This is a genomic window from Mycobacterium sp. NGS69 (assembly GCF_059812165.1).
In genome coordinates this window covers 636883-653372 of the sequence record NZ_JCALCD010000004.1, presented here as the reverse complement: position 1 = coordinate 653372, position 16490 = coordinate 636883, and the positions used below count along the sequence as shown (strand labels likewise).

Annotated in this window: 11 protein-coding genes; 6 read left to right on the top strand and 5 right to left on the bottom strand. The window is 70.8% G+C overall.

Going from position 1 to position 16490, the window contains the following annotated elements; genetic code table 11:
- Positions 1–132 precede the first annotated feature (132 nt).
- Both AC5Y2S_RS15830 and AC5Y2S_RS15825 read right to left on the bottom strand, forming a co-directional pair.
- Positions 133–2883 (bottom strand): PE family protein, encoded by a 2751-nt coding sequence (locus AC5Y2S_RS15830; RefSeq protein ID WP_499957015.1) that lies wholly within the window; start codon positions 2881–2883, stop codon positions 133–135.
- Between the two features lie 281 nt (positions 2884–3164).
- The gene (locus AC5Y2S_RS15825; RefSeq protein WP_499957014.1) at positions 3165–6395 is read right to left on the bottom strand and encodes a LuxR C-terminal-related transcriptional regulator; all 3231 of its coding nucleotides are present in this window, start codon (positions 6393–6395) and stop codon (positions 3165–3167) included.
- A gap of 371 nt (positions 6396–6766) precedes the next feature.
- On the opposite strand from AC5Y2S_RS15825, the gene AC5Y2S_RS15820 reads away from it, so the two are divergent.
- From AC5Y2S_RS15820 to AC5Y2S_RS15805, 4 genes are all read left to right on the top strand, one after another.
- Entirely contained in the window at positions 6767–8314 is a 1548-nt protein-coding gene (locus AC5Y2S_RS15820; RefSeq protein WP_499957013.1) for a PE domain-containing protein, read from the top strand.
- Between the two features lie 9 nt (positions 8315–8323).
- The gene (locus tag AC5Y2S_RS15815) at positions 8324–9427 is read left to right on the top strand and encodes a PPE family protein (protein ID WP_499957012.1); all 1104 of its coding nucleotides are present in this window, start codon (positions 8324–8326) and stop codon (positions 9425–9427) included.
- Positions 9428–9492: 65 nt separating this feature from the next.
- Positions 9493–9789 (top strand): WXG100 family type VII secretion target, encoded by a 297-nt coding sequence (locus AC5Y2S_RS15810; protein ID WP_499957011.1) that lies wholly within the window; start codon positions 9493–9495, stop codon positions 9787–9789.
- An 11-nt stretch (positions 9790–9800) separates the two neighbouring features.
- On the top strand, positions 9801–10085 hold the full coding sequence (locus tag AC5Y2S_RS15805) for a WXG100 family type VII secretion target (protein ID WP_499957010.1): 285 nt from the start codon (positions 9801–9803) through the stop codon (positions 10083–10085).
- Positions 10086–10099: 14 nt separating this feature from the next.
- Here the strand turns inward: AC5Y2S_RS15805 and AC5Y2S_RS15800 are convergent, their stop codons facing one another.
- Positions 10100–11470: a flavin monoamine oxidase family protein gene (locus AC5Y2S_RS15800; protein ID WP_499957009.1), complete on the bottom strand. Its 1371-nt coding sequence runs from the start codon at positions 11468–11470 to the stop codon at positions 10100–10102.
- 111 nt (positions 11471–11581) lie between these two features.
- Positions 11582–12643 carry a GGDEF domain-containing protein gene (locus tag AC5Y2S_RS15795; RefSeq protein WP_499957008.1) on the bottom strand — a complete coding sequence of 354 codons (1062 nt, stop codon included), beginning with the start codon at positions 12641–12643 and terminating at the stop codon, positions 11582–11584.
- A 95-nt stretch (positions 12644–12738) separates the two neighbouring features.
- Here AC5Y2S_RS15795 and prpD point away from each other — a divergent pair, with 95 nt between their 5' ends.
- On the top strand, positions 12739–14238 hold the full coding sequence (gene prpD / locus AC5Y2S_RS15790) for a 2-methylcitrate dehydratase PrpD (RefSeq protein ID WP_499957007.1): 1500 nt from the start codon (positions 12739–12741) through the stop codon (positions 14236–14238).
- Positions 14239–14317: 79 nt separating this feature from the next.
- On the opposite strand, the gene AC5Y2S_RS15785 is transcribed toward prpD, so the two are convergent.
- A complete protein-coding gene (locus tag AC5Y2S_RS15785; RefSeq protein WP_499957006.1) occupies positions 14318–14533 on the bottom strand; it encodes a hypothetical protein in 216 nt (71 codons plus the stop codon).
- A 110-nt stretch (positions 14534–14643) separates the two neighbouring features.
- Here AC5Y2S_RS15785 and AC5Y2S_RS15780 point away from each other — a divergent pair, with 110 nt between their 5' ends.
- Positions 14644–16392: a DUF3556 domain-containing protein gene (locus tag AC5Y2S_RS15780; protein ID WP_499957005.1), complete on the top strand. Its 1749-nt coding sequence runs from the start codon at positions 14644–14646 to the stop codon at positions 16390–16392.
- Positions 16393–16490: the final 98 nt, after the last annotated feature.

Genomic DNA, 16490 nt, shown 5'->3' with positions numbered 1-16490 from the left:
GAGAGCACCGAGCGCGCTATTAGCGGCCGCGACATGCCTGGCTGAACTCGCCGTTGCACACCGGCCCGCTGGTGGATCGATGTGACCGGGCACGCGGCAAGTGTCGACGCCAACCTCCGGCGTACCCGCCGGCTACGTTTTCCCGTTGTTCCCGTTATTGCCGAGCAGCAGTCCGCCGATGCCGCCAGTGCCGGCGGTGGCACCGGCTTTCCCGGCGTTGCCGCCGTTGCCGCCGTCGCCGATCAGCACGGCGTTGCCGCCGTTTCCGCCGTTGCCGCCGGTGGTGACGCCGAAGCCGCCGGCGCCGCCGTCACCGCCGCTGCCGTTCACCCCGGCCTTGCCGCCGGTGCCGCCGGCACCGCCGGTGCCGGCGCCTGCGGCGTTGGCGCCGCTCCCACCGGCCCCGCCCGCACCGCCGTCGCCGAAGATGAGGCCGGCGGTGCCGCCGGCGCCTCCTGCGCCGCCCTGCTGGGTAGTGCTGCCACCGGCGCCGCCATGCCCGCCGGCGCCTCCTGCGCCGCCGGAGCCGAAGAGGAAGCCGCCCGTCCCGCCGGTGCCACCGGCCCCGCCGGTAAGGAGGCCGGACCCGCCGCTGCCGCCGGCGCCGCCGGACGCACCGGAGAGTAGGCCGGCGTTGCCGCCACGCCCGCCGGCCCCGCCGGTGGGGTCGCCGGAGCCGCCGGAGCCGCCGGTGCCGCCGGCGCCGAACAGCCCGCCGTTCCCGCCGGCCCCGCCAGCCCCGCCGAACGCGCCGGCCCCGCCGGTGCCGCCGGCACCGAAGACCAAGCCGTTCCCGCCGGCCCCGCCGGCCGAGCCGAACCCGCCGGGCCCTCCGGCCCCGCCGTTGGTGAAGAGCCCGCCGGTACCGCCGGCGCCGCCCGGGCTGGCGCCGGCGAGTCCTCCGGGAACGGCACCCGCGCCGCCGCTCCCGGCGGCGCCGAGGAACACGCCGGCGTTGCCGCCCCGCCCGCCGGCCCCGCCGGTGGTGGTGCCGAACCCGCCGCTGCCGCCGGTGCCGCCGGCGCCCGACAACAGGCCGCTGCCGCCGGCGCCGCCCGCCCCGCCGGCACCGGCCGTTCCGATCCCGCCGGACCCGCCGGTGCCGCCGGCGCCGAAGAAGATCCCGCCGGCCCCGCCTGCCCCGCCCGGCGTCCCGGTGGCCGCGGTCGCTCCGGACGCGCCGTTGCCGCCGTTGCCGAACAACCACCCGCCGGCCCCACCGGCCACCCCGGTCCCCGGAGTTCCATTGGCGCCGTTGCCGATCAGCGGCCGCCCGGTAATTGCCTGGGTGGGCCCGTTGATCGCGGCGAGGACCTGTTGCTGCAGGGTGTGCAGCGGGTTGGGGCTGGCGGGGGCGTTGGAGCCGTCTGCCCCCAGCAGCAGCGCGCCGAGGCCGCCCTTGCCGGCCGTGCCGGCGGTCGCGCCGGTCCCACCGCTGCCGCCGTTACCGCCGTCGCCGATCAGCGCGGCAGTGGCGTTGCCGCCGGCGCCGCCGTTGCCGCCGGTGGTGATACCAGCGCCGCCGTTACCGCCGTTGCCGCCGTCGCCGATCAGGCCGGGCGTGCCGCCGGCCCCGCCGGCACCGCCGGTCACGGTACTGGCGCCGCCGGTTCCGCCGGCGCCGCCGGAGCCGGTGAGCGTGCCGCCGGCCCCGCCGGCGCCGCCCGCCCCGCCGGTGGTGCGGCCGAACCCGCCGACGCCGCCGGCGCCGCCATCGCCGAAGAGCATGCCGCCGTGCCCGCCGGCCCCACCGGCCCCGCCCGCTGTCTGGCCGGGGTTGATGCCTTCCCCGCCGGCGCCGCCGGCCCCGCCCGGGGCACCGAGGGACAACATGCCGGCGTTGCCGCCGTGCCCGCCGGCCCCGGCGGTGCTGCCTTGGCTCGCCCCGCCGCTGCCGCCGGTGCCGCCGGCGCCGAACAGCCCGCCGTCGCCGCCGGCCCCGCCGGCGCCGCCGGTCGTGCCGGGCGTGGTGGACAAACCGAATCCGCCGGCCCCGCCGGTGCCCCCGGTGCTGAACAGTCCGCCAGCCCCGCCGGCCCCGCCGGCCCCGCCGCTGCCGCCCTGCCCGCCGGCCCCGCCGACCCCGCCATCGGAGAACAGCCCGCCGACGCCGCCGGCCCCGCCGGCCCCGCCGGTGGCGGCTCCGCCGAATGTGAACCCGCCCGCGCCACCGGTTCCGGCGGCGCCGAAGAACATGCCAGCGTTACCGCCCGCCCCGCCGGACCCGCCATTACCGGCGGTGAGGTCGGTTGAGGCCCCGCCGGCGCCGCCGGCGCCGCCGGCGCCGCCCAGCATGGCGTTGCCGCCCGCGCCGCCGGCCCCACCGGCCTTGCCGGTGGTCGTTGCGATGCCGCCGGCTCCGCCGGACCCACCGCTACCGAACAGTCCGGCGACCCCGCCGGTGCCGCCTTTCCCGCCGTCGGCGCCCGCTGTGGAAGTTCCGGACCCGCCGGACCCGCCGTTGCCGATCAACCACCCGCCGGGCGTTCCGTTTTGCCCCGTCCCCGGGGCGCCGTTGGTGCCATTGCCGACCAGCGGGCGCCCGGTCTGCGCCACGAATTGCGCGTTGATCGCGTCAATCAGGCTCTGCAAGGGTTGCGCGGCGGCGGACTCCGCCGTCGCATACGAGCCCGCACCCGCGCTCAAGGCCTGCACAAACTGCTGATGAAACGCTGCCGCCTGCGTGTTGAGGGCCTGAACTGCCTGGCCGTACTCGCCAAACACCGCCGCTATGGCGGTCGATACGTCGTCAGCGCCTGCGGCCAACAGTCCCGTCGTCTGGGCCGCCGCTGCCGCGTTTGCCGCGCCGATTGTCGAACCAAGATTCGTCAAATCCGAAGCCGCTGCGGCCATGGCCTCCGGCATCGCGATCACAAACGACATTTGGCACCTCCCACTGCGACATGACCGGGACGTCATACCGAACTGGGGAGCGCCTCATCCCCAGAAGGAATCGGCACGTCGAACGATACTCGCGATTCACGCCATGAAAGTATGAATTTTCATATCTACCGCTCGAATTGCCCGCCGCTCGGCGCCGCAACAAGGTCGCGTTTCGCGTGATATCGGCGGCGGTGGATTCCGGCCGGGACCGCGCCTCGCGGGGGGACCGTTCAGCGGTGCGCCGGCCCTATTTAACGGTGCGCGGACTGCCCATGCGGCGCTCAGCCGCGGCCGGCCACTTCCTGGGCGAGCTGCACGCGAGAGTTGATGCCGAGCTTGGCGTACACGTGCGTGAGATGGGTTTGCACCGTGCGCCGGGAGATGAACAGCCGCGCGGCGATCTCGTTGTTGGCCAGCCCGTCGGCGACCAGCCGCGCGACGTCGCGTTCGGTCGGGGTCAGGGAGGCCCAGCCGCTCGTCGGGCGCTTGCGCTCCCCGCGGCCACGGCGCGCGTAGGCGACGGCCTCGGCGAGGGACAGCCCGGCGCCTTCTGCCCACGCGCCGTCGAAGTCCTGCTCGCCCATGGCGTCGCGCAGCGCCGCGAGCGTGCGCGCGTGATCCGCGTCGTAGACGCGGAACCGGACCGCCCTGAGCTCCCGCCGAATCGTGTCCGCGGCGCCCATGAGCCGCGCCGCGTCGCGATGGCTCAGGCCATCGGCGGCCAGCTGGCCGAGGCATTCGAGGATGTCGGGGACGGCCAGGTGCGCCCCGCACTCCGCCGCGCAGCCGAGCGCCTTGTGGGCGTCGCGCTCCGCCTGATCCGGCTCGCCCTTGGCGATCGCGACGCGCGCGCGCCTGGTCAGCGCCCGGGCCAGGTGCCAGCCCGCCGACGAGGCGACCTGGTGATCGGCCCAGCGTCCGGCCTCGATGAGATCGCCGCGCGCCAGGGCGACCTCGACGATCGGGTTGGCGATCGCCGCACCCAGCTCGCCCTCCACGGTCACCCGCTGTTGCGCCGCCTCGGTGGCCGCGGCCGCCGCGTCGACGTCTCCGGCGGCCAGCGCCGCGGTGGCCAGCACCGCGTAGCTGAATCCCTCGTTGTACGGCCACAAGTCGGACGCCGCCTCCAGCGACGCGGAGGCCGCGGCCGCGGCCGCCTCAACCTGGCCTTGGAAGGACAGCACGAGGCTCAGGCTCAGGCGCGCGCCCCACCGGAACAGGACGTCGTGCGCCGCGTCGGCGTCGGCGGTCACCTCGTCGAACTGCTCGACGGCCTCGCCCAATTCGCCCTTCATCATGTGCGCCAGGCCGAGCGTCCAGTGGCACGAGCGCGCATGGAATCGGTCGCCGAGCGAGGCGGCCAGCTCGCAGCCTTCGCGGGAGGTCGCCTCGGCGGCGACGGGATCCCCCGCGTAGAACGCGCCGTTTGCCTGCCAGGTCAGGATTTGGGTCAGCCGCCACTGGTCGCCCAGCGTGCGCGCGATGCCGATGGCCTCGGCCAGGTACGGCCGGGCCGCGTCGGCGCTGTAGGAAGCGATCGCGCCGCAGGCGGTGAGCGCGCGTGCCAGCAGCGCGGGATCGTCGATCTCGCGTGCGATCGCCACGGCCTGTTGCGCCTGCTCGAGGTTGTCGCCGATGCTGCGCGACGCGTCCAGGGCCGCCTTGTCGGCGAGGGCGCGCCCGCGCACCACCGCCGAGATCCCCGCGTCGTCCTCGGGGAGGGTGGCGTCGAACCAGGCCAGCCCCTCCTGGATGCGCCCGCGGGTCTGCCAGAGCGGTTGCAGCGACGACGTCAATTCCAGCGCCCGCTCGGTCTCGCCGTTGTCGCGGCTCCACGCGAACGCGGCGCGCAGGTTGTCGATCTCGGTCTCGACCTGTTCGATGCGGCGCTGATGGTCGGGGTCCGCGGGGCTGTCCAGCAGCGCCGCCAGCGCCCCGTAGTAATCGCGGTGCCGCGCGTGCACCTCGTCGGCTTCCCCGGATTCGAGCAGCTTGGCCAGCGCGTAGTGGCGCACCGTGTCAAGCAGCCGGAAGCGCGTCCGGTCACCGGCGTTTTCCGCCACGACGAGGGACTTGTCCACCAGCTGGGCGAGCCGATCGAAAATCTGGAGTTGCTGCGCGGGGTCGCCGTCGCCGATGACCCGCGCGGCGTCGAGGTCGAACCCGGCCCGGAAAACCGCCAGCCGGCGAAACAGGACACGCTCCGGCTCGCTCAGCAGCTCGTGGGACCAGTCGACCGATTCACCCAGGGTCCGTTTGCGACGGGTGCCGGGACGGACGCCGGTGACCAGCCGGAAGCGGTTGCGCAGCCCGTCGAGGATCTCGGTCAGCGACATCATCCGCACCCGCGCCGCCGCCAGCTCGATTCCGAGGGGCAGCCCGTCCAGGCGGTCGCAGATCTCGCGCACCGCGGCGGTGTCGTCGACGGCGATGCCGAAGTCGGGCCGGGCCAGACGCGCACGGTCGACGAACAGTTCGATCGCCTCGTCGGCGAGCGACAGCGACGGCACCCGCCAGGTCACCTCGCCGGCCACCCCGATCGGCTCGCGGCTGGTGGCCAGGATCGTCAGCTGCGGGCAGGCCCCCAGCAGCGCGACCGCCAGGTCGGCGCACTCGTCGATCAAGTGCTCGCAATTGTCCAGCACCAGCAACACCTGACGATCGCCGAGGAACCGCACCAGCGTGTCCGTGGCGGAACGGCCCGGCTGGTCCGGCAGGCCGAGCGCCCGCAGCGCCGCGACCGCCACCACCTCGGGGTCGGTGACCGGCGTCAGATCGACGAACCACACGTTGCCGTCGAACTCGGCCGCCGCCTGCGCGGCCACCTGCACCGCCAGCCGGGTCTTGCCGACCCCGCCGGCGCCGGCGAGGGTCACCAGCCGGTTCTCGGAGAGCGCCTTGGCGACGTCGTTGGTCAGAGTCACGCGACCGACGAAGCGGGTCAGCTGCACCGGGAGGCCGTGCGGAACGACGCTGCCGCTGGTGCGCAGCGGTGGGAATTCGATGTCGAGGTCGGAGTGGCACAGCTGCGCCACCCGTTCGGGGCGCGGAAGGTCGCCGAGCTGATGGGCGCCGAGGTCGGTCAGCCAGGCGTCGGCCGGTAGTTGGTCGACGACCAGGTCGCGGGTGATGCCCGAGAGCAGGATCTGGCCGCCGTGGGCCAGCTCGCGCAGGTGGGCCGCCCGCTCGGGGGTCGAGCCGACGTAGTCGCCGGCGTCGTCGAGATGGACCTCGCCGGTGTGCACGCCGACTCGCAGCCGGATCGGCGCCAGCGGCGTGCGCTGCAACTCCACGGCACATGCCACCGCGTCGGTCGCGTGCGCGAAAGCGGCCATGAAACTGTCACCAGCGCCCGGCTCGGTCACCAGCACGCCGTCGTGGGTGGGGACCAGCTCGGCGGCGGCGCGATCCAGCCGCACGAGCGCGGCCGTCATTTGCTCCGGCCGGGACTGCCACAGTCGCTCGGAGCCCTCGAAATCGGCGACAAGCAGGGTCACCGTTCCTGTGGGCATAAACTCCCTGACCCCAGGGTCACTCCTGTTCCGTGACCGTATGCCCCCGCGCACATCAGTTTCGCTCATGCCACCCGCCGCATATATCAAGGGTCCGATACCCATCGAGAATCATTGAGGTCATCGCGGCGGCGGAGCCTGACACGGCGGGCCCGCGGGCACGAGCTGCCGCTTTGCCGTGGGCGGTCCTACGACCCCGGCCCTCGCCGCAATTACGACCCCTCATGCTCTGTATCTACGCGATTCGACCGACGTTAGTTCGACGCAATCCCGCGCATATTTGACTCGATTCCAACAGACGTCGGGGGCCGGGTTCGCGATTCGCTGCGTTTCACCCCTCGCCCGACGGCAAGCGAGCGGGAGGGACATCAATGTCGTACGTGGTAGCGGCCCCGGAGATGCTGGCGGCCGCATCGGCGGATCTGGAGGGCATCCGCTCTGCGTTGAGCGCGGCAAACGCGGCGGCGGCGGCCCCGACCTCTGGGGTGCTGGCCGCCGGCGCCGACGAAATTTCGGCGGCGGTGGCGGCCCTGTTTTCCGGGCATGCCGAGCTGTTTCAGGCGCTCAGCGCGCAGGCGGCGAGCTTTCATCAGCAGTTCGTTCGGGCCATGAGCGCCGGCGGGGCGCTCTACGCGGAAGCCGAGGCCGCCAACGCCTCGATGATCGGGGCGCCCGCGCAGGCCGCGGCGCAGAACGTCCTGGCCAACTTGGGCATCGGGAACGTCGGGGCTGGCAACGTGGGCGGCGGCAACCACGGCAATGGGAACGTGGGCAGCGGCAACAGCGGCAACCAGAACCTGGGCAGCGGCAACATCGGCAGCGGCAACGTCGGCAATGGAAACAACGGCATCGGCAACATCGGCGACGGGAACCGCGGCAGCCAAAACCTGGGCAGTGGGAACGCGGGCAACAACAACACCGGCTTCGGGAACAACGGCATCGGCAACGTCGGCGCCGGAAACCTCGGCAACACCAACGTCGGCAACGGGAACCTGGGCTCCGGCAACATGGGCAGCGGGAACCGCGGCGACGCGAACATGGGCTTCGGGAACCGCGGCAGCAACAACGTCGGCGCCGCGAACACCGGCAGCCACAACATCGGTTTCGGCAACACGGGGAACAACGACATCGGCTTCGGGCTCACAGGTGACAACCAGATCGGTTTCGGCGCACTGAATTCCGGCAGTGGCAACATCGGCTTCGGCAACTCGGGCACCGGGAACATCGGCTTCTTCAACTCGGGCACCGGAAACGTCGGCATTTTCAACTCCGGCAACCACAGCTTCGGCTTCGAGAACTCGGGCAGCTTCAACACCGGGTTCACCAACTCCGGTCAGGGCAATACCGGCTTCCTCAACAGTGGATTCAGCAACTTCGGTGCGGGCAACGGCGGCTCGAACAACATGGGAATGCTCAACGGCGGCTCCCAGAACTTCGGGATGGGGAACTCCGGCTTCCAGAACACGGGCAACGGCAACGCCGGCTCGCTCAACACCGGTGACTTCAACGCCGGCAACTTCAACACCGGGTGGGGAAATTCGGGCGCGAGCAACACCGGGGGCTTCGACTCGGGCAACCTGAACACCGGCTTCGGCAGCGGCATCACCCCGGCCGGGGTGAAGAACTCCGGCTTCGGCAACACCGGCCTGGACAGCTCCGGCTTCTTCAACTCGGGCGGCGACACGTCCGGCTTCCAGAACACCGGCCTGGCCTTCGAATCGGGGTTCCGAAACTCGGGCAACGGCAACAACGTCGGCATCGGCAACTCGGGCAGTTTCCTGGCCGGGATCGGAAACACCGGCTTCGACAACATCGGCATCGGCAACTCGAACGTCTTCAACTCCGGCATCGGCAATTCCGGCAACGACGATTCGGGCTTCTTCAACAAGCGCGACGCGCAGTCGGGCTTCTTCAACTAAGGACAGCTGATGAATTTCTTGGTGTTGCCCCCGGAGATCAATTCGGCGCGAATGTATGCCGGCGCGGGCGCGGGCCCGCTGTTCGTGGCGGCGACGGCCTGGGAAGGGCTGGCCGCCGACCTGCGCTTGTCGGCGTCGTCGTTCGACGCCATCGTCTCGGCATTGGCCGGTGGCCCGTGGACGGGCGCGGCGTCGGAGGCGATGGCGGGCACGGCGGCGCCCTACGTGTCGTGGTTGGCCGGGTCGGCGGCGCAGGCGGAGGACGCAGCGGCGCAAGCCAGGGCGGCGGCGACGGCGTTCGAGGCCGCGCAGGCGGCCACCGTGCATCCCGTCGCCGTCGCCACGAACCGGGCGCAGCTGATGGCGTTGGTGGCCACCAACTTTCTGGGCCAGAACAGCCCGGCGATCGCGGCGACGGAATTCCACTACGGCCAGATGTGGGCGCAGGACGTCGCCGCGATGGTCGGCTACCACGCCGGAGCGATGTCGGTGGCGTCCTCGCTCGCGCCATTCGCGGCGCCGCTGGTCGAGATGGCCGCCGCGGCGGCGCAGGGCGGCGGAGCCGCCGATCCTCTTTCGGCCCTGGTGGCCGCCGTGCAGTCGCTGGTCTCCGGGGCGCCGCTGCAGTCGCTGTCGTCGTTGGCCCAGGTCGCGACGCTGCCCGTCAGCATGCTGATGTCGCCGATCATGTCGCTGGCGCAAGGGGCGAACGCCGGCACGACGGGGTTGGCCAACGCCGCGGCGGTGGGGGCCGATGTCCCCAAGCTCGTCGGCAGCACCGCCCCGGTGACGACGCCGCTCGGCGGCGCCCCGGGTTCTCCCGTGGCGGCGGGTTTGGGCAAGGCGCGGCTGGTGGGGTCGATGTCGGTGCCCGCGACGTGGCAGGGGTCCATGCCGGCGCGGATGATCAGCGCGGCGATGCCTGGGCTGGGCGGCGAAATGCCCGGCGGCGCCGGGGGAGTCGGCCCCGCGGCGGGCGGCATGCCGATGATGCCGATGCCGATGGGCGGCATGGGCGGCGGCGCGCCCGGCGGGATGGTGGGCCGCGGCGGGGCCAGCCCGCATGTGGTGCAGTCGCGGCCCAGCGTGGTGCCGCGGGTCGGGGTCGGATAGGGCGGGGTGCTCTACTTCTACCAAGCATGTTCGGCAACAAGAACTTTCATGAACGGAGCAAAAACATGACTAGTCGGCTTATGACCGATCCGTACGCGATGCGGGAAATGGCGAGTCGTTTCTCGGTGCACGCGCAGACGGTCGAGGACGAGGCGCGACGCATGTGGGCGTCGTCGCAAAGCATTTCGGGTAGCGGCTGGAGTGGGGCCGCTCAGGCGACGTCCTACGACACTATGGGACAGGTGAATCAGGCGTTTCGCAACATCGTGAGCATGCTGCACGGCGTGCGCGACGGGCTGGTCCGCGACGCCAACAACTACGAGCACCAAGAGCAGGCCTCGCAGCAGACGTTGAGCAGCTAGGAGATTCGGCAATGACGATCAATTACCAATTCGTTGACGTGGACTCGCACGGGGCCCTGATCCGCGCCCAGGCGGCATCGCTGGAGGCCGAGCACCAGGCGATCGTGCGAGACGTACTGGCGGCGGCGGACTTCTGGGGCGGCGCCGGGTCGGTGGCCTGCCAGGAATTCATCACGCAGTTGGGCCGCAACTTCCAGGTGATCTACGAGCAGGCCAACGCCCACGGCGCCAAGGTTCAGTCCGCGGGCAGCAACATGGCCAGCACCGATTCGGCGGTGGGTTCCGGCTGGGCCTGACCGATGTCAGACGCCTAAGTGACTGCGGCGGCGGCGGTTTCGGTCGCCATCACCTCGGCGGCCGCGCGCTCGCCCGATCGGATCGCGCCGTCTATCCACCCGCACATGATCGCCGAGCTCTCCGTACCGGCCCAGTGCACGCGACCGCAGGGCTCCCGCAGGGTGTAACCGAATTCGGTCAGCACGCCGGTCGGCGCGTGGCTGATCATGCCGCCACCGGAATAGCGCTCGGTAGTCCAGTTCTGCTCGTGGAATTCCAGCGGCGATTTGGCCTTGCTGCCGAACCGATCGACCAGCTCGGCGATGACCGCCGCTTTCCGATCGGCCTCGTCCATTTTCGTCAGCCGGCGTGCGGCCGGTCCCTCGGTGATCACGCACATGATCCCGGGGTCCGCGGTGTTCGTGCAGGCGTCGATGGTGAGGGTGGCCGGGGACCCGGGCGCAGCCGACTGGCCGCACAATCCGGCCGCTCGCCAGAACGGCTCGTCGTAGATGATCGAGATCTTGATGACGGCGCCACTTGGCATGCGCTGGTGCAGCAGTGCCCGATCCACCGGCAGCATCGGTTCGTACACAATCGAACTGGCGATGGCAAGCGGGATCGCGACGATGGCCCGCCGCGCCCGTACCGTCAGGCCCTCAGCGGCGACGGTCACGCCGTCGGCGTCCTGGGTGATCTGTCGCACGGGGCGCGAAAGGTGCAGCGCATCACCGAGTTCGGCGGCGATCTGCCGGTAGATGGCGCCCATCCCCCCGACGGGCCGCGCGTCCTGGGCGCCGCCCTTGCCGGAGATGACGAACGTCGGCCCGCCGCCCGACCCCATCTGCGTCAGCGCCCACAGCAGCGACGTCTCCGACCCGGCCGAGGTGTATACGCCGGACAGCGCCATGTCCAGCATCTCGCGGGCCTGCTTGGACATGGTGTTCTTGTCGATCCATTCGCCGAGGCTGATGCGGTCCCACTCATCGGCGTTCTTCGCCTCCCACGGCGCCTCGCGCGGGACCGATTTGCACATGTTCTCGATCGAGAGCAAACCGACGCCGAGGTTGGCGACCGCCCACGGGCTCATCGACCAGGGGATGGTGCCGCCGTAGCGGTGCTTTTTTCCGTCGACGATCATCATCGCGTCGCCGTCGTTGTGCTGCTTGTATTCCGGCACGCCGAACTCGGCCATCATCGCGTAGATGCGATCCTGGCCCGGCCCGACCCAGGCGCCGCCGCGGTCGATCCAGGTGCCGTCGTCGCGCGTGACCGTGAACGTGCGGCCGCCGACCCGGTCACGCGCCTCCAGCAAGGCCACCGAGCGACCGGCCTGCCTGAGACGCAGGGCGGCCGTCAAACCCGCGAACCCGGCCCCGACCACGCAGTAATCGACATCTGACACGACTGGCTCCTTCACCGGTCAGCCCCAGCAGCAAACTACACCGATCGGCAGGCCGGCAGTAGCGTGTTCACCCCGATTTCTCGGGCGCTTCAAATCCGTTGACGCGACCGGTCAAAGGTGATGAGCCTGATTGCCGCCGCGGCGTTTGGCGGTGTACATCGCGCTGTCCGCGACGTCGATGAGTTTTTCGATGATCCCGGGAATGTCGGACGTGCCCATCGGGGATAGCTCGGTGGTGGCCGTGCCGATGCTGGCCGTCAGGCCCTGCGGTAGGGCGGCGATGGCGGCGCCCAATCGCGCCGAGACCGCCTCGGCGTCCTGGGCCGGGCCGATGGTGGCGATGAGGAACTCTTCGCCGCCCGCGCGGCACAGCACCGCTGTCGGCGCGGCTTGCTGCTCCAGCACCTCGGCGACCGCGATCAGTGCGCGATCCCCCGCGGCGTGGCCGTGGGTGTCGTTGATGCGCTTGAACGCGTCCAGGTCGACCATGGTCATGGTCAGGTGGGTGTCGTCGGCGCGCGGATCGGCGAGTCTGCGGGTGAGGGCGGCGGCGAACGCTCGGCGGTTGAACAGCCCCGTCAGCGAGTCTTCGTCGGCGCGTTCGGCGTAAGTCCCCATGGCCCGCGACATCCCTCGCATCGCCACGGGGAACGACACGTTGAGCATCGCGATCACCCAAAACGCGGCGAGCCCGGTGCCCAAGTCGACCTCACGCGCCAGGTGCGCCGCCGTCGCGACGGTGACGATGCCCGCCAGGGTGGCGCTGAACGCCAGAAGCCTATTGTTGTGGAACAGCGCGACATACCCGCTATTCGTGGCCATGGCGCAGCAGCCGACGGCCGCCAGGGCGGCGGTCGGCTGGGTCAGGCTCCACCCGGCGATGCATGTCGCGGCGATGACTCCGAAGATCTCCGATTGGATTCGGGTCGGCCAGCGCGTCAACCAGTAGACGCTTACCGCGACGACGAAGACCGCCGCGCCCGCGTCGACGAGCACCACCTCGGCCGTCGGGCGACGCAGGCTCAGCATGGTGGCCACCGGTACCAGCGCCGATATCGAGGAGATGACAGCCAGGGTCACCTGTGCCGCGCGAAGCAGCCCGCGCTCGCGCAAGGTGGCCGTGATCCAGTCGAAGTGATCGGGCTCGCCCAGCCACGACTTCAACGCGGACATGCTGCGCACCTCCCTTCAGGGGATAGCTCAGCATCAAACGGCGGACAGCGTTGCGAATCCGACGAAACGGCGACCGCCCCGCATAGGGTGCGGTCATGCTGGTGCACACGGTCCGGGCCCGGCGCAGCGCCGACGACTTCCCGCGCTCCGAACACCTGGCCGCCAAGATCGCGGAGGTCGCGGCCGACCCGGTGGCCGTCGAGCCGGTAACGGCGGAGATGGTGGCCAACCGGATCATCGACAACGCCGCCGTCAGCGCCGCCGCCGTGCTGCGGCGGCCCGTCACCGTGGCCCGCCTGCAGGCGCAGGCGCACCGAGCCCAGCGGGGGGCGCGCGTTTTCGGTGTCGCCGGCGCCTATTCGGCGGAATGGGCGGCGTGGGCCAACGGCGTCGCTGTGCGCGAACTCGACTTCCACGACACGTTCCTGGCCGCCGAGTACTCCCACCCGGGCGACAACATCCCCCCGCTTGTCGCCGTGGCGCAGCAGCTCGGCGTGGGCGGCGCCGACCTGATCCGCGGCGTGGCCACCGCGTACGAGGTCCAGATCGACCTGGCCCGCGGAATCTGCTTGCACGAGAACAAGATTGACCACGTCGCGCATCTCGGGCCCTCGGTGGCCGCCGGCATCGGCACCATGCTCCGGCTGGACATCGAGACCATCTACCAGGCGATCGGGCAGGCCCTGCACCTGACCACCAGCACCCGCCAATCGCGCAAGGGCGCGATCTCCAGCTGGAAGGCGTTCGCGCCGGCGCACGCCGGAAAGGTCGCCATCGAGGCGGTCGACCGGGCGATGCGCGGCGAGCGGTCGCCGGCCCCGATCTGGGAGGGCGAGGACGGGGTGATCGCCCGGCTGCTGGGCGGGCCCGAGCGCGAATACCGCGTGCCGTTGCCCGCTCCCGGCGAACCCAAGCGCGCCATTCTGGACAGCTACACCAAGGAGCACTCGGCGGAGTACCAGAGCCAGGCGCCGATCGATCTGGCCTTGCGGCTGCGCGGGCGGATCGGCGACCTCGACCAGGTCGCGGCGATCGTCCTGCACACCAGCCACCACACCCACGTGGTGATCGGGACCGGATCCGGCGATCCCCAGAAGTTCGACCCCGACGCGTCACGGGAGACGCTCGACCACTCGCTGCCCTACATCTTCGCCGTCGCGCTGCAAGACGGCGCGTGGCACCACGAACGCTCCTACGCCCCGCAACGGGCCCACCGCCGCGACACCGTCGACCTGTGGCGCAAGATCTCCACCGTCGAAGACGCCGAATGGACCCGCCGCTACCACTCGACCGACCCGGCCGAGAAGGCGTTCGGGGCGCGCGCAGAGGTGACGCTCAAGGGCGGCGAGGTGATCTGCGACGAGCTCGCCGTGGCCGACGCGCATCCGTTGGGCGCCCGGCCGTTCCGGCGCCCGCAGTACATGGACAAGTTCACCGGGCTCGCCGACGGGGTGGTCGATCCGGCCGAGCAGCGCCGGTTCCTCGCCGCCGTCGACGCCCTGGCCGAGCTCGAGTCGGTGGATGCGCTGAATATCGTGATCGATCAGCGGGTGCTGGACGCCGCGCCGGACACTCCGCCGGGTATCTTCCGCTGAGTTGCATTGCGGCGTAACCGCCCGGCGTGTCGTCGCCGTGAGCGCACACCGAAAAGCCCTCAGCGCACACTCGGGGCGGCTAGGGCGTGGAGGGCCCGCCGTACTGCCACACCAGCGAATGGGCGCCGGTCATGGTGGGGTTGCACCACATCGTGCGGCCGTTGGCGTCGGTGGTGGTGGCGTGCAGCACGGTGCAGGAGTCGCCCGGCCCGGGGGTGTCGGCCCGGGCGACACCAACGGCCACCGGCGCGACGGCAGCCATCAGCGCCGCGACGAGGAATCGAAGTCTGTTCATGGTGGAGTTCTCCTAGCGACTTCACGGTATCCGGGCATTAACTCCCAGGCAAAGGATTCTTTGCCCCTTCCCAAGCCACGCGCCTAGAACGCGTTCTAATCTGTCAAACCATGGGATTTCTCAAGCCCGAGCTGCCGCAGCTCGACATGGAGGAATGGAACAAGGGGACCCGCAGCGAGAAGATCCGTCCGATGGCCCGGCACTGGGCCGAGGTGGGCTTCGGCACGCCGGTCGCGCTGCACCTGTTCTACGTCATCAAGATCCTGCTCTACATCCTCGGCGGCTGGCTCTTCGCCTCGGCCACCAAGGGACTCGGCGGGTTCGCAGGCGTCGCGCAGTGGTGGTCCGAGCCGATCGTCTTCGAGAAGGTCGTGCTCTACACGATGCTGTTCGAGGTGATCGGGCTAGGTTGCGGCTTCGGTCCGCTGAACAACCGGTTCTTCCCGCCCATGGGCTCGATCCTGTACTGGATGCGGTTCGGCACCATCCGACTGCCACCGTGGCCGGACCGCGTCCCGCTGACCAGGGGCACCACCCGCAAACCGGTGGACGTCTTCCTCTACGCGGGCCTGCTGGTGATGACGCTGTGGGCGTTGTTCTCCGACGGCACCGGGCCGGTGCCGGAGCTGGGCACCAAGGTGGGGCTGCTGCCGGCGTGGGAGATCGTGTGGATCCTGCTGTTCCTCGCGGCGGCGGGGCTGCGCGACAAGGTGATCTTCCTGGCCGCCCGCGGCGAGGTCTACGCGACGATGGCGGTGACGTTCCTCTTCGGCGGGCCCGACATGATCGTCGGCTCGAAGGTGGTGTTCCTGATCATCTGGATGGGCGCGGCGACGTCGAAGCTCAACAAGCACTTCCCGTTCGTGATCTCGACGATGATGTCGAACAACCCGCTGGTGCGCCCCCGCTGGCTGAAGCGGCAGTTCTTCGAGAAGTTCCCCGACGACCTGCGGCCCGGGCGGCTGTCGCGCTTCCTGGCGCACGTGAGCACCGCGATCGAGATGTTGGTGCCGCTGCCGCTGTTCTTCTGCCACGGCGGCTGGCCGACGACGGTCGCCGCGATCGTCATGGTCTGCTTCCACCTGGGCATCCTGCTGTCCATTCCGATGGGGGTGCCGCTGGAGTGGAACGTCTTCATGATCTTCGGTGTGCTGTCGTTGTTTGTGGCGCACGCCCGGCTGGGATTGGCGGACCTGAGACATCCGGTGCTGGTCGCGATCCTGTTCGTCGTCGTCGCGGGAATCGTGGTGCTGGGCAACATGTTTCCGCGCAAGATCTCGTTCCTGCCGGGCATGCGCTACTACGCCGGCAATTGGGACACCACGCTGTGGTGCATCAAGCCGTCGGCCAACGACAAGATCGGTCGGGGCATCGTGGCGATCGCCAGCATGCCGCAGGCCCAGCTGGAGCGGTTCTACGGCAGCCCGGAAGCGGCGCAGATCCCCATCTACATGGGGTACGCGTTCCGCGGGTTCAACACCCACGGCCGCGCCCTGTTCACGCTGGCGCACCGCGCCATGGCGGGCCAGAGCGAGGACGACTACGTGATCACCGACGGCGAGCGGATCTGCAGCACCGCCATCGGCTGGAACTTCGGCGACGGCCACATGCACAACGAGCAACTCATCGCCGCCATGCAGCAGCGCTGCCACTTCGAGCCGGGCGAGGTGCGGGTCGTGCTGCTCGACGCGCAGCCCATCCACAAGCAGACGCAGGCCTACCGGCTGGTCGACGCCGCGACCGGCGAGTTCGAGCGCGGCATCGTGCGAGTTGCCGACATGGTGACCCGCCAGCCCTGGGCCGACGACGTGCCGGTCCAGGTGCTGACGGAGGAGGCGCCGAACGTCACGCCAGAGTGACGCTCGGGCCCGGGCGACGCCGAGCCTAACCGCACTGCGAAATTTCGATCCGAAAATCGCAGTGGGGTTAGGCTCGCGAAAATCCAAGCGCCGACGAG